Here is a 22,533-nt window from a genome sequence, read left to right on the forward strand (position 1 = left end):
TCGCCGCATTTTTGACGGCGAACCGGGTCCACTTCGCCGAAAAATGCTCTAGGCGCTGACGATCTGCTCGGCCTTGTAGCCCTGCGCGTAGAGCAGCGCCGACAGATCCGCGTAGTCGATCCGCGCGTGGGCTGCAGCGGCAACCGCGGGCTTGGCGTGGAAGGCAATGCCGAGTCCGGCTTCGCCCAGCATTGCGAGATCGTTGGCGCCGTCGCCGACAGCCATGGTCTCATGGTGGCCTAAGCCGAAGCGGGCACGTAGCTCGATCAAGGTCGCGAGCTTCGCCTCGCGACCGAGGATCGGCTCCTCGACTGTGCCGGCGAGCTTCTCGCCATCCAGGATCAGGTGGTTGGAGCGGTGTTCGTTGAAGCCGATCTTGTCGCCGATCGGACCGGTGAACAGGGTGAACCCGCCCGAGACGAGGCAGGCATAGGCGCCGTCGGCACGCATGGTCTGGACGAGGGCGCGGCCGCCGGGGGTTAGCGTGATGTGCTTCTCGATGATCTCGTCGACCACGTTGACCGGCAGGTTTTTCAACAGCGCCACGCGCTCGCGCAGGGCGGGCTCGAAGGCGATCTCGCCGCGCATGGCCCGTTCGGTAATCTCGGAGACTTCCTTTTTCAGTCCGACGTAGTCGGCGAGTTCGTCGATGCATTCCTGGCCGATCATGGTGGAATCCATATCCGCCAGGAACAGGCGCTTGCGGCGGGTGCCTAGGGGCTGCACCACGATGTCGATGGGCTGGCCGTCCAAGGCTTGGCGCAGAGTGTCTTCGACGGCTTTCGCCTCGGCCGGGAGCGGGACGATGAGATCCGCTGCGATTCCCCTTGCCAGGATGGAGCATTCCGTCTCTTGTCCGAGCGATGCTGCCGCCCGCGCCACGACCTCGTCCGTGACAACCGGTTGAGACGGGTTGGCGATGAGGGTCGCAACGAGGGAATTTTGGGAAGACGCCATTGGGGAACCTGGCTGTGAGTGGATTGAAGATCGGCGCGGTTCTCATCGCAGGGCCGACCGCATCAGGCAAGTCCGCATTGGGCATCAAACTGGCTCAAGGACTCGATGGCGTCGTGATCAATGCCGATTCCATGCAGGTTTACCGGGACCTGCGGGTCATTACTGCCCGGCCGACGCTCAAGGAGGAGGCAGAAGCTCCCCACCGGCTCTACGGCCATGTGGATGCCGCGGTGAACTTTTCCGTCGGGCGTTATGTAACCGACGCCCTCCAGGTCCTGCGTGAGGTCCAGGGACGAAAGCTCCCGATCTTCGTCGGCGGGACCGGGCTCTACTTCAAGGCTCTGACGGAGGGCCTGTCCGACATGCCGCCCGTCCCCGACGAGGTGCGCGAGCAGGTGCGCCGGGAGAGCGAGTGCCTGGAAACGCCCGAGCTCCACCGCCACCTGTCCGAGCGTGATCCCGAAACAGCCCGGACCTTGCGTCCCTCCGACCGCCTGCGCGTCCAGCGGGCTCTTGAGATCTTCGCCGCAACCGGCCAGCCACTCGTCTCCTTCCACGGAGCCCGCCAGCCGGGGCCGTTTGCCGCCGTTCCCGTCGTCAAGCTCTTCCTCGCCCCGGACCGGGACGAATTGCGCCGACGGATTGACCGGCGCTTCCTTGCCATGATGGACCAGGGGGCTCTCGATGAGGTGCGCGCCTTAAGCGAACGAAACCTCGATCCCATGCTCCCGGCCATGCGGGCCCACGGTGTCCCCGGACTTCTGGCCTATCTGTGCGGCGAGATTTCGCTCGATGAAGCCATCGCCAAAGGTCAGGGTGATACGCGCCGTTATGCCAAGCGCCAGTTCACCTGGTTTCGCCACCAATTGCCCGATTGGCAATGGGTCGAGCCCGAGAAGGGGTTCGAGGCCGTGATGGCTCAGCTCAATGCCCCGGCGCGCCCGTGAACATCTGGTAGAAGGTGATGAAGATCTCGAACACGATCAGGAGGACGATGATCAGTTCGAGGCGCAAGGATCGTTCGGTGTCGATGATGTCGGTGAGGGCCTGGGCCGTGTCGCCGAGCACTTCGAGCTTGCGGTGGAGTGCCGTGGCGCGCTCCTTCAACTCGTATTCGTCCTCCAGGCGGGCATAGAGGCGCTCGAGGTCCGGGCGGTCCCATAGGACATCCGGCTTTTCCTCGACAGCGACGCCGCCCGACATGCGCTGCCGGACCAGAAGGGCTTGGCCGACCTGCTTGAGGATCCTGCGGCGGTCCCGGGGGCGCCGGCCCTTTTCGGCGAGGTGCCGGACCGATGGTTCCACCAGTTCGAAGGCGGCGGCGGCCTCCCGCTCGTCGCGGGCGAGGGTTGCGCTCTTGGATAAGGCGTCTGCGATGACGATCAGGCGCTCGGTGGAGAGCTGCTTGATATAGATCGGCCCTCCCGGCGGGATCTGGTCGTCCCGATCCGGCGAAATCTCGATGATCGCCGTTTCCTCCTCGTGGCGGGCGAACTCGCCCCGGATGCGCTGGCGCACGCTGCGGATGACCTCGTCCTCTTCCAGCGGTGTGAGGCCGACGAGAACGGCGACGCCGTATCGGAAGAGGGCGACGAAACCATCCTGACCGGCCCGGAAGGCAAGAGGGGTGGTGGAAAGCACGTCGCTGCGCTCCAGCCCCGCCACATCGAGGCGGTCGCCCAGGAGGAGGGCACGGGCCGTGAGGCGCAGGTTCTGTATGGGCGCTCCGGTCGAGGAGGTGGTCTCGGTCATCGTCATGGTCATACAACTAAAATAGGGGGCATAAGGTAGAAGCTAAGCAGGATTGAGCCAAGTCGCCCCCGCTTGACCGAATGAAACGGATCGTTTAGCGTCGGCGCAACTTTTGAACCGAGAGCTGCCCCCATGCGCAAGCTTATTCTCGTAGTACGAGCGCCATCGACGGAGCGGGATTGACCCGCAGGTCCGGCGATGGCGCACAGGCCCCCTCAGGGGCCTTTTTTATTGCCTAAATTCCAAGACAGTGATGCGAAAGACCCCAGGGAGCGAGTGAGATGAGCGAGACGATGACCGGAGCCGAAATGGTGATCCGAGCCCTGCAGGACCAGGGAGTCGAACATATCTTCGGTTATCCGGGCGGCGCGGTGCTTCCGATCTACGATGCGCTTTTCCACCAGGACAAGGTTCGCCATGTTCTCGTCCGCCACGAGCAGGGAGCTGTGCATGCGGCAGAAGGCTATGCCCGCTCCTCCGGCAAGCCGGGCGTCGTTCTGGTGACCTCCGGTCCCGGCGCGACCAACGCGATTACGGGGCTTGCCGATGCGATGATGGATTCGATCCCGCTGGTCTGCATCACCGGCCAGGTCCCGACCCACCTCATCGGCTCCGACGCCTTCCAGGAATGCGATACGGTCGGCATCACGCGCCACTGCACGAAGCACAATTACCTCGTCAAATCGATCGAGGATCTGCCGCGCGTCCTGCATGAAGCCTTCTACGTGGCGCAGAACGGCCGTCCGGGTCCGGTCGTCGTCGATCTGCCGAAGGATATTCAGTTCAAGACCGGTTCCTATGCACGGCCCTTGAGCAACCAGCACAAGACCTATCGCCCGACCGTCAAAGGCGACCTGGATCACATCCGTGCCGCCGTCGAGCTGATGGCCAATGCCAAGCGTCCGGTGTTCTATACCGGCGGCGGCGTGGTGAATTCGGGCCCACATGCCGCGACGCTGTTGCGCGAACTCGTGCGGCTCACGGGCTTTCCCATCACCTCGACCCTGATGGGCCTTGGCGCCTATCCGGCCTCCGACAAGCAGTGGCTCGGCATGCTCGGCATGCACGGCACCTACGAGGCCAATCTGGCGATGCATGAATGCGACGTGATGATCAATATCGGCGCACGCTTCGATGATCGCATCACGGGGCGTCTCGATGCTTTCTCGCCGTTCTCCAAGCGCATCCACGTGGACATCGATCCGTCCTCCATCAACAAGACCGTGAAGGTGGATATCCCGATCGTCGGCGATTGCGCGCATGTGCTGGAAGACATGCTGCGCCTGTGGCGGCAGAACGCTCACCAACCGGATAAGGCGGCTGTCACGGATTGGTGGACCAAGATCGAAGGCTGGCGTGCACGTAATTGCCTGGCCTTCCGCAACTCTACCGAGACCATCAAGCCGCAATACGCGATCCAGCGTCTCTATGAACTGACCAAGGATCGCGATGTCTATGTCACCACGGAAGTGGGGCAGCACCAGATGTGGGCGGCCCAGTACTTCAAGTTCGAGGAGCCGAATCGCTGGATGACCTCGGGCGGCCACGGCACGATGGGCTACGGCCTGCCCGCTGCCGTTGGCGCGCAGCTGGCACATCCCGCTGCGCTCGTGATCGACATCGCGGGCGAAGCCTCGATCCAGATGATGCTGCAGGAAATGTCGACCGCTTTGCAGTACAATCTGCCGCTCAAGGTCTTCATCCTCAACAACGAATATATGGGCATGGTGCGCCAGTGGCAGGAGCTGCTGCATGGTGGACGCTACTCGCACAGCTATTCCGAGTCTCTGCCCGATTTCGTGAAGCTCGCCGAGGCCTATGGCGGCGTCGGCATCCGCTGCGAGAAGCCCGGTGAACTCGACGCGAAGATCCTCGAGATGATCAACGTGAACCGCCCGGTCATCTTCGACTGCATCGTCGACAAGACCGAGAACTGCTTCCCGATGATTCCGTCGGGCAAGGCGCATAACGAGATGCTGCTCAACGACTATCTCGGCGAGACCGGAGCCGATATCGGCTCCGTGATCGACGAGAAGGGCAAGATGCTGGTTTGATGAGGATTTGAGATATGCCAACCCTCGTCATTGCCAATAAGTGCTATTCGTCCTGGTCTATGCGTCCCTGGCTGCTGATGAAGCAGCTCGGGATCGCGTTCGACGAGATCACCATTCCGCTCGACCTACCTGACACGAAGGTGAAGGTGCTCAAGCATTCGCCGGCCGGCAAGGTGCCGGTCCTGATCGATGGCGATGTGACCGTGTGGGAGTCTATCGCCATTATGGAATATGTCGGCGAGGCCTATGGTGCTCCCGTTTGGCCCGAGGATCGCAGGGCCCGTGCCATGGCACGCTCGATTGCGGCAGAAATGCATGCTGGGTTCACAGGCTTGCGCTCTGCATGCCCGATGAATCTCGGCAAGAGGTACGCGCAGAAGGATCGCGGCGAAGCCGTTGCCCGCGATGTCGCCCGCTTCAGCGAGGTCGTGCGCCAGGCGCGCGAGCGCTTCGGTGCTGGCGGGCCGTTTCTTTTCGGCACCTTTTCGGCCACCGATGCCATGTATGCGCCGCTCGTAACGCGTCTTGAGACCTATTCCATCGCGCTCGATGCCACCACCCGCGCTTATATGGATGCGATCCTCTCGTTGCCCGCTTTCCAGGAATGGCGCTCCGCCGCCTTGAAGGAAGAATGGATCGTCGACGCCGACGAGGTTGATGAGGACGCCATCGAAAATTATCGCAAAGCGGCTTGAGAATTTAGAAAAATCGGGAAACCAGACCATGCTTCAGATGAAAACCCATTATCCCGATGCGACCCGCGTCGAGCCTGCACATCGACACACGCTCGCCATCGTCGTCGATAACGAGCCGGGCGTCCTTGCGCGCATCGCCGGTCTGTTCTCAGGACGCGGCTACAACATCGAGAGCCTGACCGTCACCGAGACGGAGCACGAGGCGCATATCTCACGCATCACCATCGTGACGACGGGCACCGACAGCATCATCCAGCAGATCAAGAGCCAGTTGGAGCGCCTCGTGCCCGTGCACCGTGTCGTGGATCTCACACTCACCGGCGAAGCCGTCGAGCGCGAACTCTGCCTCGTGAAGGTGGTGGGCAAGGGCGATCACCGGGTGGAGGCGATGCGTCTCGCCTCGGCCTTCGGTGCCCGCACGATGGACGCGACGCTGACCTCCTTCGTCTACGAGTTGACCGGCACGACGGACGAGGTCGAGCGCTTCATCAAGCTGATGACAGCAGTCGGCCTCGTGGAGGTTTCCCGCACCGGCGTCGCAGCCATGGCGCGTGGCGCGGAAGGGATCATGTAAGGGTTAGCCCCTGAAGTCGTTCTCCTTCAGGAACGCTTCCTCCTCCGTCGTCGTCTCACGGCCGAGGATGGTGTTGCGGTGAGGGAAGCGGCCGAAGCGGGCGATGATCTCGTGATGGTGGCGTGCCCACTTGGAAGAGTCCTCGCCGAGGGCTTCGTTCAGGGTCACCGAGCGCTCTTGGTCCGCCAAGGACTCGGAGTGCATGAAGGGCAGGTAGAAGAAGCGGCGGAAATCGGGTTCCACCTGTCTGTCGAAGCCGCGCTCGATAGCGCGGTCTGCGGCCATCAGGGCGACCGGGTCGGTTTTGTAGGTTTCGCGTTGCCCCCGGAACATGTTCCGGGGGAACTGGTCGAGGAGGAGGATGACAGCGAGCGCACCTTCCGGGATGAGTTCCCACTCGTTGAGATCGCCCCGCGCGGCGGCCTCATAGGTGGGCATGAAACGGTCGCGGCAGATCTGGTCGAAGGTTTCGTCCTTCGAGAACCACTTCTCCGGTCCGGCCTTGCGCCAGAACGTGACAACTTCGTCGGGAGTGGCAAGGCGCTGCATGCGGCGTCATCCTTCACGGTGGAGAATCGAGACGTCAATCTAGAGCATTGGAGAGAGGTTTGAACTCTCCAGGTTCAGATCGTTTGTCGGCGGAAATGGATGGACCCTTGCACTCAGCGCAGCCAGGGGTCGCAGTTTTGCTACAAACAACAGCTTGTCAGCGCAGTTTTATTCGCTAAAAGCGGCGCCTGACAAACAAATGTTGCGCAGGTTTCAGGGCCAGCGCAGCGCCAACGGAGACCGGGGGAAAACCCCCTTTGAGATAAGGGACTTGAGGACCATGCGTGTCTATTATGATCGCGACGCCGACATCAATCTGATCAAGGGCAAGAAGGTTGCCATCGTCGGCTACGGCAGCCAGGGCCATGCCCATACCCTGAACCTGCGCGATTCCGGCGTGAAGGACATCGTCGTGGCTCTTCGCAAGGGCTCGCCCTCCGCGGCCAAGGCCGAGAAGGCCGGTCTCAAGGTCATGGAGGTGGCCGAGGCCGCCAAGTGGGCCGACGTGGTCATGATGCTGACCCCGGACGAGCTGCAGGCCGATATTTACCGCAACGAGCTTCACGACAACATGAAGCAGGGTGCGGCGCTGCTCTTCGCCCACGGCCTCAACGTGCACTTCAACCTCATCGAACCCCGCAAGGACCTCGACGTGCTCATGGTCGCCCCGAAGGGCCCCGGCCACACGGTGCGTTCCGAGTATCAGCGCGGCGGCGGCGTGCCGACCCTGATCGCGATCCATCAGGACGCCACGGGCAACGCCCATGACGTCGCGCTGTCCTATGCCTCTGCCAATGGCGGCGGCCGCGCCGGCATCATCGAGACCACCTTCAAGGAAGAGTGCGAGACCGACCTGTTCGGCGAGCAGGTGGTGCTCTGCGGCGGTCTCGTCGAACTCATCAAGGCGGGCTTCGAGACCCTGGTCGAGGCGGGTTATGCCCCCGAAATGGCCTATTTCGAATGCCTCCACGAGGTGAAGCTGATCGTCGACCTCATCTACGAGGGCGGCATCGCCAACATGAACTACTCGATCTCCAACACGGCCGAGTACGGCGAGTACGTCACCGGTCCGCGCATCATCACGCCCGAGACCAAGGCCGAGATGAAGCGCGTTCTGGAGGACATCCAGAGCGGCAAGTTCACCCGCGACTGGATGCTCGAGAACAAGGTCAACCAGACCTCCTTCAAGGCGACCCGCGCCCGCAACGCCGCTCACCCCATCGAGGATGTCGGTTCCCGCCTGCGCGATATGATGCCGTGGATCAAGGAAAAGGCCCTGGTCGACAAGAGCCGGAACTAAGCCATTTTCGGCCGGCGCGGCCGGTCCGTGCCGTCCGCTTGAAGCCAAGCCGAATGCCGATTTGTCAGTTTGGCTCAACAGCGCTAGAGCATCGAAGGGATCCCTTCGATGCTCTTTTGTTGCGATGAGTGCCACGAGTCTGCTGAAAGAACTGTCGGAATTCGACCTGCCGTTATGGGCCGGACTGGATCCGGCTGCGCGCCTTGAGCTTCAGTCGAAATTGCAGCACATCATGCTTCCCGGCGGCGGAATTCTCTTCCGGGAGGGCGATCCGGCGGATACCGTCTACATGCTCGTCTCCGGCGCACTCGGCGTGTCGGTGCAGGGGAGCCATGGCGAGCAGCGGCGCATTTCCCGCATCGTCCCGCCCGAGACCATTGGCGAAATGGCTCTTATTTCCCATGCGCCTCGCTCGGCAACCGTGACAGCTCTCAGGGATTCTGTCCTACTCACGCTGGCCCGAGCGGATTTCGAGCACCTGATCGAGCGCTGGCCTTCCGTCACGCTCTATCTGTCGAAGCTGATGGCTGATCGCCTTCGCGCGGCGACACGCTTTACGCCCGCGACCTTTTCGCCAACGACCTTTGCCATCGTTCCCGTCACGCAGGGCGTAGCGGTCTCGGACTTCGTGGAAGCCTTTCTCGCGGAAATGCGACGCAGCCATGGGGCCGGAGTCGATCTGATCGCTGCCATGCCGACCCACGAGGACGAGACCTGGTTCTCCCGCTTCGAGGTGAGCCGCGAGCGCGTGATCTATGTCGCCCCGGAATCGTCGGGCGCCTGGACGGAGAGGTGCATCCGCCATGCCGACCATGTGGTGCTGCTGGCCCGCCCCGGCGAGCCGCTGACCTGCGAGGCCGAGGCGCTGACCGGTGCCATGTCGTCCTGGCGTCGTCACGATCTCGTCCTGCTGCAAAAACCGGATGCCACGCGACCTGCGCCGGCACATCCTTCGCTGCAGCGGCTTCCCGTCGATCAGCGCATTCAGGTGCGCGAGAAAAGCCTGCCCGATCTTCAGCGGCTTATCCGCACCTCGAGCGGAAAGGCCGTCGGCCTCGTTCTGGCCGGAGGAGGGGCGCGCGGCTTTGCGCATCTCGGCGCCATCAGGGCCCTGCGCGAACATGGCATCCCTATCGATCTCGTCGGTGGAACCAGCATCGGTGCCGTTATGGCAGCTATCTGTGCCATACAGGTTAGCCTCGACGAGGCCCGCGATCTCATGATGAAGGCCTTCGTTCGAAGCCCGCCGCTGAACGATTATACCCTGCCGCTCATCGCCTTGATCCGAGGTCTCAAGGTCGATGCGCGGCTGATCGAGCATTTCGGCCAGCGCAATATCGAGGATCTCTGGCTGCCGTTCTTCTGTGTCTCTTCCAACCTGACCACGGGAACGACCCATGTCCATCGTCAGGGAACGCTCTGGAAGGCCTTGCGGGCAAGCCTCGCCATTCCCGGACTGCTTCCGCCCGTGGTCGAGCCGGAGGGTGTGCTCGTCGACGGAGCCATGATGAACAATCTGCCGGCCGATGTGATGGCCGACTTCCAGAGGGGGCCGGTGCTCGGCATCGATGTGGCGCGGGACGTCGCCTTCACCTCTCCGGGCGACGAAGAGAAGAAGGCACGATTGCTGCGCAGGATTCTAGGCTTGCCGGCCAACGCTCCGGACATCGTCAGCCTGCTCTATCGCTCGGCCACGATTTCCAGCGATGCCCAGACCCTGAAGGCACGCGCCCACGCCGCCCTCGTCATCCATCCCCCTCTCGCCGATGTGCCGCTAAGAGCTTGGGAGCAGTTCGAGAAGGTGGTCGAAATCGGTTACCGTCACACGCAGGAACGCATCGAGGCAGGGGGGCTCGATGCATTCAGGATCACCTGAGATGGGCAGGCCCGGCCATTCAGCTCACAGGCGATGCCACGTCATGGCTGCGGCAGCTATCAGGAGGCCAAGGACGATGCCGAGCGTTTCCGAGCGATGCTTCCAGAACCGATAGATGGCGTAGGAGCAGGAAAGGGTCGCCAGGAGGCCTGCGAGATCCTGAGTGAGGTAGTTCACCCTCGTCGGGCCCCGCAACGGATCGGCGTCCTTCCAACTCTCCATCATCCAGAAGACTGAGAAGATAAAGCACGCCATTCCCCCGACGGTGGGCCACCATGCGGCCGGCAGGCCGGTTCCCAGCGGATCGATTGCCTCGGCTGGGGGAGCAACGGAATCAAGCTCTTCGAAAGAAGCGGGAGAAGGAAGAGTCACAACAAGGCTTCCGTGATGTTATAGCTATTCTGTTAACATCACGGAGGGTTGCTGCCACCTCTGGAAACGGAGGGGAGTGGCGGCTCACTTGTGGGTGAGCCGCCGGATTTTACTGCTGATTGCCTTTCGTGTTCTGCGCTTTGTTGTTGCTCTGCTTGCCGGGGTCGACGCGGTTCTTCATCGTACCGCCCGAGCCGCGAATGTGATCGCCTGGATGCTTCTTGCTCTCGCCGGAATTGTCGCCGCTCATCTTGCCTTTGCCCATAGGTAACCTCCTTTGGTGTCGGGGGTTAATGAGCCTTGGGAGTCCAGGTTCCCGGGCGATTGGTCCTACCAGGGCAAGTAATGGATGAGGCTCGCTCCGGGCCCGAGGACGAGGAAGGCCCAGGCGGATGCCGATGCCATGTTGGCCGCCTGGAACAGCACCGGGGGCATCAGGAAGATGCCGGCAATGAGGGCGATCACGGCGCGGATGGGGCCGATGAAGCGTCCGAGAAACACAGCCCAGGGGCCGAAGCGCTGGAAGAAATCTTCTCCCCGCGCGATAAGCTTGGGACTGCGCGACAGGGGCCAGCTCTCATAGGCGGCCTTCTTGTAGCGCCGGCCGATGGCATAGGAGACCCAGTTTCCGAGAAAGGCGCCACAGGCTGCCCCCGCCCAAATCTGCCAGAAGGGAATATCGGCCGCAGCCAGCACGAAACCGACGGTAATCAGGATCGCCGTGGTCGGCAGCAGCAGTGAGACGAAGGCAAGCGACTCGGCAAAGGTCATGAGGCTGAGCACCAGGGGGGCATAGGCCTGATGGGTCTGCACGAATTCGACAATGCTGGTCTTCAGAAACTCGATATCCATGGTACCGATGGGGGTCCTGTTGCGGCTAGGATTGGTCAATACGAGGCATCTCGGAAAGAACCAACCGCCTTCGTGATGAATGAGATCACATCAGGCAATTTGAAGCGGGGCGTTTGTTGCGCTAACCGAAGGGCGAAAGGGGCCAGAACCATGAACGTTCTCTCGATCCAATCCCATGTCGCCTACGGTCATGTGGGCAATGCCTCCGCCGTGTTTCCGATGCAGCGCCTCGGCGTCGAGGTCTGGCCCATTCATACGGTGCAGTTCTCCAACCATACTGGCTACGGCTCCTGGAAAGGTCGCGTCTTCGATGGGCCTGCCATCGAGGATCTCGTGGAGGGCATCGCGGAGCGTGGCATGCTCGAGCGCTGCAATGGCATTCTCTCAGGCTATATGGGCTCCGCCGATATAGGCAACGCGATCCTCTCCGCAGTGGCGTGGGTGCGGGAGCTCAATCCGGATGCGCTCTATTGTTGCGATCCGGTGATCGGTGACGTGGGGCGCGGCGTGTTCGTGCGACCCGGCATTCCGGAATTCATGCGCGAGCAGGCGGTGCCTGCCGCCGACATCATTACACCGAACCAGTTCGAGCTCGACTACCTGTCCGGTCTGACAACACAGGCCCAGGACGATGTGAAACAGGCGATCTCGCTTGTGCAAGCCATGGGCCCCAAGGTCATGCTCGTGACCTCGGTCGAGACGAAGGAAACGCCCGCCGACAGCGTCGATCTCGTTGCCGGTGAGGGCGGACGCTTCTGGCGCGTGCGGACGCCAAAGCTGTCGCTGTCCGTCAACGGGGCGGGCGATGCCATCGCGGCGCTCTTCTTCGTTCATTATGCCCGCTCGCGCTCAGCCCCGAAGGCGCTGGCCGAAGCTTCGGCCTCTGTCTACGGCCTGCTCAAGCGCACCGAAGAAGCGGGCTCGCGCGAGATCCTGACCATCGCGGCGCAGGATGAGTTCGTCTCGCCGACCTACCGTTTCGAAGCCGAAGAAGTCTAGGCCGATTCCGCTCCTCGGGGCTTGATTCGGCGAAGCCGACATGAGGAGCCAATAGGTCGAAGGGCGAAGCCAACCTGCCTTGCGATCCCTCTTCAGGCGGTCCTAGAATGCCGCCCGAAAGAGGGACCATGAGGATCGGAATGGATCAGGCAACCTCCCTTGCGGCGGTGGCGCTCAACGATGTCGCCATCACGTTCGGGCCGAAAGTGGGTGGTTACACGGCCGTCAGCGGAATCGATCTCTCCGTTCGTCCAGGCGAATTCGTCGCGATCGTCGGCCCGACGGGCTCGGGCAAGTCCACGATCCTGAATGCGGCGGCTGGCCTGCTGAAGCCCTCGGAAGGGCGGGTCAGGATCTTCGGCAACGATCTTTCCAGCCTCAATTTGCGCTCCGGCTATCTCTTCCAGCAGGACGCACTGATGCCGTGGAAGACGGCTCTTGACAATGTGGCTGTCGCTCTTGAGTCGAAGGGTGTTGCGCACCGCGATGCTTTGCAGCGTGCAAGGGACTGGCTCGGACGTGTCGGGCTTAAGGCCTTTGTCGACCGCTATCCGCACATGCTCTCCGGCGGCCAGCGCAAGCGCGTGGCGCTGGCTCAGGTTCTGATCCGCGATCCCGAGATTTTGCTGATGGACGAGCCCTTCGGGCCACTCGATGCGCAGACGCGGCAGATCATGGGCAATCTGCTTTTGAGTTTGTGGGCCGCGGACCGCAAGGCGGTGATGTTCGTCACGCATGATCTGGAAGAGGCGATTGCCCTGGCCGACCGTGTGGTTCTGATGTCGGCAGGGCCGGCCGCGCGGATCATCGGTGATTTCCCCGTGGCGTTGCCGCGGCCTCGCGACATTGCGGAAGTCCGGCTGGAGCCGACGTTCCACCACATCCATAAGGAGATCTGGGCAAGCCTGCGTACCGAGGTTCAGAAGGCTTATAGCCAGGGGGAGGGGACCTGATGCCACGCCTGAAACTGACCGTTCTCCAGATTGGCGTGGGCCTGATCTTCCTTCTGCTGTGGCATGTGCTGACCGTCTATCCGATCTCAGGAACGCCCAAGCAGGTTCAGTTCTTCTTCTCGACGCCGCTCGACGTTCTGAAGCGGTGCTGGACGCTGTTCGCCAGCGGAGAGATCTGGGGCCATCTCTGGATCACGTTGGTCGAGACCATCCTGGCCTTTCTGATCGGCGCAGGCGGCGGCATCATCTTCGGATTCCTCTTCGCGCGGAAGGAACTGCTCGCCGCGATCTTCGATCCTTACATCAAGGCGGCGAATGCGCTGCCGCGCGTTGTGCTCGCCCCGATCTTCGCGCTATGGTTCGGTCTCGGCATCTGGTCGAAGGTGGCGCTCGGCTTCACGCTCGTATTCTTCATCGTGTTCTTCAATGTCTATCAGGGCGTTCGCGAAGTCTCGCCGGTCGTGCTCGCCAATGCCCGCATGCTCGGCATGAACGAACGCCAATTACTTCGGCACGTCTATTGGCCTTCCGCGCTGACCTGGGTGTTCTCGTCGCTTCATACGTCAGTGGGTTTCGCGCTCGTCGGTGCCGTCGTCGGCGAATATCTCGGGTCTTCCGCCGGACTCGGCTACAAGATCCACGAGGCAGAGAGCGTCTTCGACGTGACGGGCGTTTTCGCCGGCATGCTGATCCTTTCCGTCTTCGTCATTCTTATCGACATGCTCGTGACGCGAATCGAAAACCGCTTCCTGGTTTGGCGGCCGCAAGCCTCTCTGGCTGCACGAACCTAGGATGAAAACGACCCAATCAAAACAGGGAGAAACGCCATGGAACGCCGTACATTTCTGAAGACCGCAGGAGCCCTTGGACTCTCGGCGGCTTTTGGAACGAAGGCCTTTGCGCAGGGAGCGCCGGAAAAGGCGAAAGTGACGCTCGGCGTCGGCGGCAAGCCGTTGCTCTATTATTTGCCGCTCACCATCGCCGAGCGGAAGGGCTTCTTCAAGGAGCAGGGCCTCGAGGTCGAGATCAATGATTTCGGCGGTGGTGCGAAGTCGCTCCAAGCGCTTATCGGCGGCTCCGTCGACGTGGTGACCGGAGCCTACGAGCACACGATCCGCATGCAGGCCAAGGGACAGGACGTGGTCGCCGTCACGGAACTCGGACGCTTCCCGGCGATCGTGATTGCAGTGAAGAAGGACAAGGCTGGGCAGATCAAGTCGGCCGCGGATTTCAAGGGTCTCAAGATCGGCGTTACCGCTCCAGGATCATCAACCGCGCTCACTGCGCAGTATGCCATGGTGAAAGCGGGCCTGAAGCCATCCGATGCGGCCATCATCGGCGTCGGTTCCGGAGCCAGTGCGGTGGCCGCGATGAAGAAGGGCGAGATCGATGTGATCTCCCACCTCGATCCGGTCATCGCCAAACTCGAAGCCGATGGAGACATTCAGATCCTCATCGACACCCGCACCGAAGCCGGAACCCGCCAGCTCTTCGGCGGCTCGAACCCGGCGGCGACGCTCTACATGAAGAAGGATTTCACCGAGAAAAATCCGCAGACCACGCAGCGCCTCGTCAACGCTTTCGTAAAGAGCCTGAAGTGGATCCAGAGTGCGAAGCCTGAGGATATCGCCGCCACGGTGCCGGAGGAATATTACCTGGGTGACAAGCCTCTCTATCTCAAGGCCGTGCAGAACTCGCTCGAGAGCTATTCGCGCGACGGCATCATTCAGACGAGCGGCATGCAGAGCGTGCTCGACATGCTGCGCCAGCTCGATCCCGAGCTGAAGGATGCCAAGGTCGATCTCGCTGCGACCTTCAACGACCGCTTCGTGCGGCAGGCTGCGATATAAGCCGGAGGGCTTTCGGAAAGATGTCGCCGGCATGGCACCTGTGCCGGCGACATGGTTTTGCCTCTGCACCGGCAGCGCGCCCGCTCGGTTGACAGAAGGGCGCCTGACGGTACCTCATCCGGTGTTGAAGAATCGGTGTTCTCGTATCCCCGAAGGCTCCCGAAGAGGTCTGCTCCGCATGTCCCGTCGCTTTGTCACCCTCGATGTCTTTACGGGCGAGCGCTTCGCCGGAAATCCTCTTGCCGTCGTCCTGGAGGCGGACGGGCTGGATACGGCCGGAATGCAGCGGATTGCGAAGGAGTTCAATCTCTCCGAGACCGTCTTCGTTTTCCCGCCCTCCGAGCCGCGCCAGCGGGCCGATATTCGTATTTTCACGCCTGCCCGTGAACTGCCATTCGCCGGTCATCCCACCGTCGGAACGGCGGTGCTCCTGGCCATTCTCGATCAGAACGGCGAGCCGGGTGCCGTCGTATTCGGGCTGAAGGAGCAGGTCGGGATCGTTCCCTGTGTCGTCGATGTGGTGGATGGGACGAGCGGTTCGGCTCGGTTCCGCCTGCCGCGCCTGCCCTTCGTCTGGGGCGAGGGCAAGGAGACCAAGGATTGTGCCTGGGCTCTCGGCCTCGACCCGACGGAGATCGGTTTCGGCCAGCATATTCCGAGCCGCCATTCGGCTGGCGTAGCCTACGATCTCGTGCCGGTCTCGTCCTTCGAGGCCCTGGCACGCTCCAAGCCGCAAGGCGAGGCCTTCGATAAGACATTCAACGACAGCGATCATCCGGCAGCTTATGTCTATGCCCGCGTTCCCGATGCGGAGGGCCTGAGGTTTCGCGCACGCATGTATGGTCCCGGTATGGGCATCGCCGAAGACCCGGCAACCGGCTCCGCTGCAGCCGCCTTTGCGGGCGCCCTCATGCAATGCGAGCCCCTGGGCGATGGCGAGCACAACATCGTCATTGAGCAGGGCGTCGAGATGGGCCGCCCGAGCGAGATCTCTCTGCAGATGACGATCAAGGGTGGGGCGTTGGTCTCAGCCGAGATCGGTGGGCAGGCGGTGATGGTGAGCCGCGGCGAGATCATCGCGTGAATCGCGAGCCTCAGATCCGGCGCGTCACCCGCGTCGAAGCCTGTTTGCGTCCGCTGGATTGGGAATGGCCCAAGCATAACCGGGAATTCATCGCCGAGAACTGGAAGCGCCGCACGGCGGGCAAGCCGCAGATGTTCAACGGGCGGGTGCTGCTGCTCCAGGATGTCGCGTTCGAGCAGGATCTGTGCCGCGGCACCTATTTCGAGGTCGATTACGCGGATTTCGTCGCCTGGATCGACAAGGGCTATCCGGACCCCGCCATCGCCAACGGCTTCGCCATGGGCGCGCTGCGCGGTTCCGACGGAGCTTTCATCTGCGGGGTCATGGGGAACGGCACGACGAATGCGGGCCGGGTCTATTTCCCGGCTGGGACGCCGGATTGCGAGGATCTGAGGTCGGAGGGTTCCGTCGACCTTGCAGGAAGTCTCATTCGCGAACTTGAAGAAGAGACAGGTCTTTCCGAGAGCGACTACCATGTGGACGACGAGTGGATCATCGTCCAGCGCTGGCCGACCATCGCGCTCCTGCGGATGGTGACGCTGCCGGTCATGGCAGAGGAGGGCGCGGCGAAGATCCGCGCCAACATCGCGGCCCAGCACGAACCTGAATTGCAGGATGTGCGCATTGTCCGCGGGAAAGAGGATATCGATCCGGAGCGGATGCCGCTCTTCCTGCAATCTTTCTTTGCGTGGGTCTTTGATCAGAGATAGCCGTGGCGGGACTTCGTGGTGTTGACCATGCGCACGGCTTCTGCATCGCGCCCGGCCGCGCAGGCAGCCTCGGCTTGACCTAGCTCCCGGTCGACCCGGTTATAAACCGACTGGTTCACATGCCCCATGGCAAGATCGTTGCTCATCACGGCGCGGTAGCGGTCGATCTCGCCCTTGCAGCCCGATCCGTCGGGCATGCGGAAGCTGGGCGGCGTGATGCTGGTGCTCGCGGGGGCAGGGGCTGAGGCGGTCTGATTGCAGGCGGCCAGCGGCAGCGCCAGCAATCCCGTCAGACAGAGGGAACGGATCGCTGTTCTCATGGAAACACTCCTGGAGACGTAGAAGCGAGGAATAAAGGCCAAGCTTCATCCGATCTAGAGCAGTTTGGAGAGAGACCAGCCCTGCCGAGCTTCGAGTCATAACCCATACGATAGTCGAGCTTTGTCTTTTCGTTTGTTTCAACGGCTTGCCATCTTACTGAAGCCCCGTTACAAACGGGTCCGTTGTTCGCGGCTTCATGCCCGCGGCCGAGGAGGATTTGGGCAGCGATGATCATCGGCTCCCACAGCGCATCGATGAACGGTTCCGCTCCTGCGGCCGATCGCGCGCGTCTTCTTGGCCTCCTTCTCCTTAGCTGCCCCTGAGGGTCGGCTGGGCGTCGCCGCCTGGGCTCTCAGGGGTTCTGAAACAGCAGGAACAACCTTGAGCGCCAAGGATCGCTCCTTCGGGCCGCTCCCTCCGAGAAGGACTAGACTAATGACCGCTTCCGTATCCGGCTCCTCCAAGGACCGCGTTCTGATCTTCGACACGACCTTGCGCGACGGCGAGCAATGCCCCGGCGCGACCATGACCCTGGAGGAGAAACTCGAGGTTGCGGAACTGCTTGACACCATGGGTGTCGACATCATCGAAGCTGGCTTTCCCATCGCCTCCAATGGCGATTTCGAGGCGGTTTCGCTCATCGCCAAGCAGGTGAAGCGGGCAACTGTCGCCGGACTCGCCCGCGCCATTTCTGCCGATATCGCCCGGGCCGGCGAAGCGGTGCGTCATGCAGCCCGTCCCCGCATCCACACCTTCGTCTCCACCTCGCCGATCCATCTGGCGCACCAGATGCGCAAGTCGGAGGAAGAGGTTCTGGAGATCATCACCAACACGGTGACCCAGGCACGCAACCTGGTCGAGGACATTGAGTGGTCGGCTATGGACGCCACCCGTACTCCCATCGACTACCTGTGCCGCTGCGTCGAGGCCGCTATCAAGTCCGGCGCCACCACCATCAACCTGCCCGATACGGTGGGCTACGCGACGCCCGACGAATATCGCGCCATGTTCCGGGCCGTGCGCGAGCGCGTGCCGAATGCCGACAAGGCGGTCTTCTCGGCCCATTGCCACAACGATCTGGGTCTGGCCGTGGCGAACTCTCTGGCGGCATTGGAAGGCGGCGCTCGGCAGATCGAGTGCACCCTCAACGGCATCGGCGAGCGGGCGGGTAATGCGGCCCTGGAAGAGATCGTCATGGCGATCAAGACCCGCGGTGACGTGCTGCCCTACGAGACCGGCATCGAGGCCACCATGCTGACCCGCGCCTCGAAGCTGGCCTCTGCCGCCACTTCCTTCCCGGTGCAGTACAACAAGGCCATCGTCGGCCGGAACGCTTTCGCCCATGAGAGCGGCATCCATCAGGACGGCATGCTGAAGAATGCCCAGACCTATGAGATCATGACGCCGGAAAGCGTCGGCGTGTCCAAGACCTCCCTGGTCATGGGCAAGCATTCGGGCCGCGCGGCCTTCCGCAACAAGCTGGAGGAACTGGGCTACAGCCTCTCCGACAACCAGTTCCAGGATGCCTTCGAGCGCTTCAAGGAACTCGCCGACCGCAAGAAGCACGTCTATGACGAAGACATCGAGGCCCTGGTCGATCAGAACATCGCCATGGCCCATGACCGCATCAAGCTGGTCTCGCTCCACATCGTCGCCGGAACCCGTGGACCGCAGCGCGCCACCATGCGGCTCCAGGTCGACGACAAGGTCGTCATCGAGGAGCAGGAGGGCAATGGCCCGGTGGATGCCACCTTCAACGCCATCAAGGCCCTGGTGCCCCACGAGGCGGTTCTGGAGCTCTATCAGGTTCACGCGGTGACCGAGGGCACGGACGCCCAGGCCGAGGTCTCTGTGCGCCTTTCCGCCGACAACCGCAGCGTGACCTCCCGCGCGGCCGATCCGGACACCCTGGTGGCCTCAGCCCAGGCCTATCTCGGCGCCCTCAACAAACTCATGAGCCGAGGAGCTCGTCTCCACGCCCAGCACGCGGCGGAGTAACATTCCTTCATCTTGATACATCCCCGGTTCGTGCCGGGGGTGTATCGCTATCGGCAAAGCTTCAGATTGCGGGCGCTTCCGCCGGCGGTTCGAACCTGTCTGAGAGATGGCCTCGCGCAGCTTGGCCCTAAGTGCGGTTAGATCCGCTCAAGCTGCTCAAAAGATTATCTTGAAGAGATTGGTGGGTGTGCAAGGATTCGAACCTTGGACCCGCTGATTAAGAGTCAGCTGCTCTACCAACTGAGCTACACACCCGTCGCCGAAGCGAGTTCAGCGGCGCGATGTCCGCTGAAGAGGCCGTGCGTGTAACAAACCGCTTGCCCCCTGTCTAGCCCGTTTGATGCGGTTTTCGGCCTCGGATTGCAGATTTTAACGGGGCGCCTCCGCCGGCCTCCTTCCTGTGCCTTCCCATCGTGTGAGTCGGATCCGGCGGAACGGTCAGGCTTTCCGATCATTGACATGGATTATGTCGACCGCCGCGCGTGAACGGCGGCAAGCGGGAGGCTGGCCCCATGAACGATGTGCCGAAGATCGAACCCTATCCTGGTCCTGCGGGCGGGTGGGGATCCCTCAAATCCGTCGAGACCATTCTGACGAGGGAGGGCCGGCTCGTCAGCGGCAATGCGATCCTGCTCAAGCAGAACAAGCCGGACGGTTATGCCTGCGTGAGCTGCGCCTGGGCTAAGCCGGCGGAGCCGCACCCGTTCGAATATTGCGAGAACGGCGCCAAGGCCACGGCGTGGGAGCTGACCACCAAGCGGGTGACGCCCGAGTTCTTCAGCGAGCATACTCTCTCCGAGCTTAGAACCTGGACCGATCACGACCTTGAGGAAGCCGGACGCCTGACGCATCCCATGCGCTTCGACGCGGCCTCCGATACCTATGTTCCCGTAAGCTGGGATGATGCGTTCCACGAGATCGGCCAAGAGCTGAAAGGGTTCGATCCGCGCCAGGTGGTGCTCTATGCCTCCGGCCGAGCGTCCCTTGAAACCTCCTATATGTGGGCGCTGTTCGCCCGGCTCTACGGCACCAACAACCTGCCGGATTCTTCCAACATGTGCCACGAGAGCACCTCGGTGGCTCTCCCACAAAGCATCGGCGTTTCCGTGGGCACCGTGATCCTCGACGACTTCGAGAAAGCCGACTGCATCCTGTTCTTCGGCCAGAATGTCGGCACCAACAGCCCGCGCATGCTGCATCCCCTCCAGGACGCCTCGAAGCGCGGTGTCCCCATCATCACCTTCAATCCTCTGAAGGAGCGAGGTCTCGAGCGTTTCACCAATCCTCAGGCACCAACGGAGATGCTGACGGGATCTGAGACGCGCATCTCGTCGCAATATCACCAGGTCAAGATCGGTGGCGACATCGCGGCCCTCATGGGGATGGCCAAGGCCCTGATCGAAGCCGACGATAGAGCCCGGCAGGTCGCGAGCAGGCCCGTTCTCGACCATGCCTTCATCGCCGAGCACACCCATGGCTTCGAGGAATTCGCCCGGGCCGCCCGGCAGGCGTCGTGGCCCGAGCTGGAACGCCGCTCCGGCCTCCCTCAAACCACACTGGAAGCCGCGGCGAATGTTTATGCCCAGGCAAATGCGGTCATCGGCATCTACGGCATGGGGCTGACCCAGCACAAGGCCGGCGTCGAGAACGTGCAGATGCTCGTCAATCTGCTGCTCCTGCGCGGCAATATCGGCAAGCCGGGCGCCGGCATCTGCCCGGTGCGCGGGCATTCCAACGTGCAGGGACAGCGCACCGTCGGCATTGCGGAAAAGCCCGAGCTGGTGCCTCTCGACAAGCTCAAGGAACAGTACGGTTTCGAGCCGCCGCGTTGGAAGGGCATGACCACGGTCGAGGTCTGCGAGGGCATCCTCAAAGGCGAGGTGAAGGCCTTCGTGGCACTCGGCGGAAACTTCGTGCGGGCTGCGCCGGAAACAGCAGCTTTGGAGGAGGCTTGGACACGCCTGCGCCTGTCCGTGCAGATCTCGACCAAGCTCAATCGCAATCACCTGATCCCGGGTGAGATTTCCTACATCCTCCCGTGCCTCGGGCGCATCGAGGTCGACGAACAGGAAACCGGGCCGCAGGCCGTTGCCGTCGAGGATTCGACGGCCTGCATCCACGGCTCCAAGGGCGTGGCGAAGCCCGCAAGTCCCGATCTTCTGTCGGAGCCGCGTATCGTCGCGGAGATCGCGAAGGCGACATTGCCTGCAAACGACAAGGTTCCCTGGGATGAATGGGTGGCCGATTATGCTCTCGTTCGCGATGCGATCGAGGAAACCTATCCGGATGATTTCCGCGGCTTCAACGAGCGCATGTGGCAACCCGGCGGCTTCCATCGCCCCATCGCAGCCCGCGAGCGGCAATGGAAGACCAAGACGGGCAAGGCCAACTTCATCTCCCCCAAGAGCCTGGAAGCAGATCTCGGCATCGAGGAGTATGACCCTAATGTCTTCAGGCTCATGACAGTACGCTCCAACGATCAGTTCAACACGACAGTCTACGGCTATCACGACCGATTCAGAGGCGTTCGCGGCACCCGCATGGTGCTCTTCATGAACCGCAACGATATTGCTCGCCTGGAGCTGGCGGAGGGAGACCTCGTGACGCTGACGACCGCCGTCGATGATGGCGTCGTGCGTCAGGTGAGCGGATTGCGCGTCACGCCCTACGAGATTCCCGAAGGCTGCTGTGCCTCTTACTATCCGGAGTGCAATCCACTGATCCCGGTCTGGCATCATGCGGATCAGAGCAAGGTGCCGGCTGCGAAATCCATTCCAATCCGCATCGATCTTCTGCAGCGACATCAGCCGGAGGCGGCAGAATGACCCTGCACCTGTCGCCCATTATCAGCCTGCCGCGCATGAGCGTGGCACAGGATGCCTGTGCCTCCGGAGAACGCATTGTGCCGGAGGAAACGCCGATTGCTCTGACTTACAACGGATCGACCCATGCAGTGATGATGGCAAGCCCCTCCGATCTGGAAGATTTCGCCCTTGGGTTCAGCCTGTCGGAGGGGATCATTTCCGATTCCGCCGATCTTTTGTCGATGGACGTTGTCGAGCACGATCTCGGATGCGAGATCAGGATGTGGCTGTCGGATCGCTGCGGTCGCGCCTACCGGATACGCAGGCGCGCATTGGCAGGTCCCGTCGGTTGCGGCTTGTGTGGCGTGGAATCCCTGGCTGAGGCCGCTCGTCCTGTCGAGCCGGTCACAGGTCAACTTAGATTGCCGCCTGCCGCCATCAAGGCGGCCATGGCCGACCTTTCCGAGGCTCAGCGCCTGAACAGGGAGGCGCGAGCCATTCATGCCGCGGCTTTCTGGCGTCCGGGGAAGGGCGTGGTCGCCATCCGGGAGGACGTCGGCCGGCATAACGCGCTCGACAAGTTGGCCGGAGCCCTGGCTGGAGCATCGGAGACATGTTCCAACGGTCTGGTGCTGCTGACCAGCCGCGTCTCGGTCGAGATGGTGCAGAAGGCCGCCCGCATGGGTGCGCCGATCCTGGTTGCCATCTCGGCGCCCACGGCTTTGGCTGTCCGCGTGGCGGAGAGCTGCGGCATCACCCTGGTGGCAATCGCCCGGGGCGACGCCTTCGAGGTGTTCACCCATCCAGACCGCATCGACCTTCGAGCATCCTGA

General features: G+C 62.3%; 22 protein-coding genes and 1 tRNA gene. 15 read left to right on the plus strand and 8 right to left on the minus strand.

The window, feature by feature from the left end; genetic code table 11:
• Positions 1-48: 48 nt before the first annotated feature.
• Positions 49-957, minus strand: a complete 909-nt coding sequence (gene serB / locus JO965_RS07780; RefSeq protein WP_203443111.1) for a phosphoserine phosphatase SerB — start codon at positions 955-957, stop codon at positions 49-51.
• A gap of 14 nt (positions 958-971) precedes the next feature.
• Here serB and miaA point away from each other — a divergent pair, with 14 nt between their 5' ends.
• On the plus strand, positions 972-1,904 hold the full coding sequence (gene miaA, locus JO965_RS07785; protein ID WP_371826846.1) for a tRNA (adenosine(37)-N6)-dimethylallyltransferase MiaA: 933 nt from the start codon (positions 972-974) through the stop codon (positions 1,902-1,904).
• Here miaA and JO965_RS07790 read toward each other — a convergent pair.
• Positions 1,882-2,709 (minus strand): RMD1 family protein, encoded by an 828-nt coding sequence (locus JO965_RS07790; protein ID WP_203443112.1) that lies wholly within the window; start codon positions 2,707-2,709, stop codon positions 1,882-1,884. The two genes, miaA and JO965_RS07790, sit on opposite strands and share 23 nt — an antisense overlap.
• A gap of 281 nt (positions 2,710-2,990) precedes the next feature.
• Between JO965_RS07790 and JO965_RS07795 the strand changes: the two genes are divergently transcribed.
• From JO965_RS07795 to ilvN, 3 genes are read left to right on the plus strand one after another with little or no spacing between them, the layout of a single operon-like run.
• Positions 2,991-4,763, plus strand: coding sequence for an acetolactate synthase 3 large subunit (locus JO965_RS07795; protein WP_203443113.1), 1,773 nt, complete (start codon positions 2,991-2,993; stop codon positions 4,761-4,763).
• A gap of 14 nt (positions 4,764-4,777) precedes the next feature.
• Positions 4,778-5,458, plus strand: coding sequence for a glutathione S-transferase family protein (locus JO965_RS07800; protein WP_203443114.1), 681 nt, complete (start codon positions 4,778-4,780; stop codon positions 5,456-5,458).
• A gap of 28 nt (positions 5,459-5,486) precedes the next feature.
• Positions 5,487-6,032, plus strand: coding sequence for an acetolactate synthase small subunit (ilvN, locus tag JO965_RS07805; protein ID WP_203443115.1), 546 nt, complete (start codon positions 5,487-5,489; stop codon positions 6,030-6,032).
• A 3-nt stretch (positions 6,033-6,035) separates the two neighbouring features.
• On the opposite strand, the gene JO965_RS07810 is transcribed toward ilvN, so the two are convergent.
• A complete protein-coding gene (locus JO965_RS07810) occupies positions 6,036-6,581 on the minus strand; it encodes a DUF924 family protein (protein ID WP_203443116.1) in 546 nt (181 codons plus the stop codon).
• Between the two features lie 280 nt (positions 6,582-6,861).
• On the opposite strand from JO965_RS07810, the gene ilvC reads away from it, so the two are divergent.
• Together ilvC and JO965_RS07820 are read left to right on the plus strand one after the other, a co-directional pair.
• On the plus strand, positions 6,862-7,881 hold the full coding sequence (ilvC, locus tag JO965_RS07815) for a ketol-acid reductoisomerase (protein ID WP_203443117.1): 1,020 nt from the start codon (positions 6,862-6,864) through the stop codon (positions 7,879-7,881).
• 124 nt (positions 7,882-8,005) lie between these two features.
• On the plus strand, positions 8,006-9,757 hold the full coding sequence (locus JO965_RS07820) for a patatin-like phospholipase family protein (protein WP_246776774.1): 1,752 nt from the start codon (positions 8,006-8,008) through the stop codon (positions 9,755-9,757).
• Positions 9,758-9,781: 24 nt separating this feature from the next.
• On the opposite strand, the gene JO965_RS07825 is transcribed toward JO965_RS07820, so the two are convergent.
• The 3 genes from JO965_RS07825 to JO965_RS07835 form a co-directional block, all read right to left on the minus strand.
• Positions 9,782-10,129, minus strand: a complete 348-nt coding sequence (locus tag JO965_RS07825; protein ID WP_203443118.1) for a hypothetical protein — start codon at positions 10,127-10,129, stop codon at positions 9,782-9,784.
• 109 nt (positions 10,130-10,238) lie between these two features.
• A complete protein-coding gene (locus JO965_RS07830) occupies positions 10,239-10,394 on the minus strand; it encodes a hypothetical protein (protein WP_203443119.1) in 156 nt (51 codons plus the stop codon).
• 65 nt (positions 10,395-10,459) lie between these two features.
• A complete protein-coding gene (locus JO965_RS07835; RefSeq protein WP_203443120.1) occupies positions 10,460-10,981 on the minus strand; it encodes a DedA family protein in 522 nt (173 codons plus the stop codon).
• 150 nt (positions 10,982-11,131) lie between these two features.
• Between JO965_RS07835 and pdxY the strand changes: the two genes are divergently transcribed.
• The 6 genes from pdxY (at position 11,132) to JO965_RS07865 (ending at position 16,577) form a co-directional block, all read left to right on the plus strand.
• Entirely contained in the window at positions 11,132-11,980 is an 849-nt protein-coding gene (gene pdxY / locus JO965_RS07840) for a pyridoxal kinase PdxY (protein WP_203443121.1), read from the plus strand.
• Between the two features lie 140 nt (positions 11,981-12,120).
• The gene (locus tag JO965_RS07845) at positions 12,121-12,933 is read left to right on the plus strand and encodes an ABC transporter ATP-binding protein (protein ID WP_203443122.1); all 813 of its coding nucleotides are present in this window, start codon (positions 12,121-12,123) and stop codon (positions 12,931-12,933) included.
• The gene (locus JO965_RS07850) at positions 12,933-13,724 is read left to right on the plus strand and encodes an ABC transporter permease (protein ID WP_203443123.1); all 792 of its coding nucleotides are present in this window, start codon (positions 12,933-12,935) and stop codon (positions 13,722-13,724) included. Before JO965_RS07845 ends, JO965_RS07850 begins: the two co-directional genes overlap by 1 nt.
• 36 nt (positions 13,725-13,760) lie before the next feature.
• Positions 13,761-14,783: an ABC transporter substrate-binding protein gene (locus JO965_RS07855; RefSeq protein WP_203443124.1), complete on the plus strand. Its 1,023-nt coding sequence runs from the start codon at positions 13,761-13,763 to the stop codon at positions 14,781-14,783.
• A gap of 178 nt (positions 14,784-14,961) precedes the next feature.
• A complete protein-coding gene (locus JO965_RS07860; protein WP_203443125.1) occupies positions 14,962-15,867 on the plus strand; it encodes a PhzF family phenazine biosynthesis protein in 906 nt (301 codons plus the stop codon).
• The gene (locus tag JO965_RS07865) at positions 15,864-16,577 is read left to right on the plus strand and encodes an NUDIX hydrolase (protein ID WP_203443126.1); all 714 of its coding nucleotides are present in this window, start codon (positions 15,864-15,866) and stop codon (positions 16,575-16,577) included. The genes JO965_RS07860 and JO965_RS07865 overlap by 4 nt, the downstream gene beginning before the upstream one ends.
• Here the strand turns inward: JO965_RS07865 and JO965_RS07870 are convergent.
• Positions 16,568-16,897 carry a hypothetical protein gene (locus JO965_RS07870; RefSeq protein ID WP_203443127.1) on the minus strand — a complete coding sequence of 110 codons (330 nt, stop codon included), beginning with the start codon at positions 16,895-16,897 and terminating at the stop codon, positions 16,568-16,570. The genes JO965_RS07865 and JO965_RS07870 overlap by 10 nt on opposite strands.
• 436 nt (positions 16,898-17,333) lie before the next feature.
• Here JO965_RS07870 and JO965_RS07875 point away from each other — a divergent pair, with 436 nt between their 5' ends.
• Positions 17,334-18,896 (plus strand): 2-isopropylmalate synthase, encoded by a 1,563-nt coding sequence (locus tag JO965_RS07875; protein WP_203443128.1) that lies wholly within the window; start codon positions 17,334-17,336, stop codon positions 18,894-18,896.
• A gap of 179 nt (positions 18,897-19,075) precedes the next feature.
• On the opposite strand, the gene JO965_RS07880 is transcribed toward JO965_RS07875, so the two are convergent.
• Positions 19,076-19,151: transfer RNA gene (locus JO965_RS07880), tRNA-Lys, on the minus strand.
• Between the two features lie 257 nt (positions 19,152-19,408).
• Here JO965_RS07880 and JO965_RS07885 point away from each other — a divergent pair.
• Together JO965_RS07885 and fdhD are read left to right on the plus strand one after the other, a co-directional pair.
• On the plus strand, positions 19,409-21,721 hold the full coding sequence (locus tag JO965_RS07885) for an FdhF/YdeP family oxidoreductase (protein WP_203443129.1): 2,313 nt from the start codon (positions 19,409-19,411) through the stop codon (positions 21,719-21,721).
• On the plus strand, positions 21,718-22,533 hold the full coding sequence (gene fdhD, locus JO965_RS07890) for a formate dehydrogenase accessory sulfurtransferase FdhD (protein WP_203443130.1): 816 nt from the start codon (positions 21,718-21,720) through the stop codon (positions 22,531-22,533). The genes JO965_RS07885 and fdhD overlap by 4 nt, the downstream gene beginning before the upstream one ends.

Source organism: Microvirga sp. VF16 (assembly GCF_016864375.1).
GTDB lineage: Bacteria > Pseudomonadota > Alphaproteobacteria > Rhizobiales > Beijerinckiaceae > Microvirga.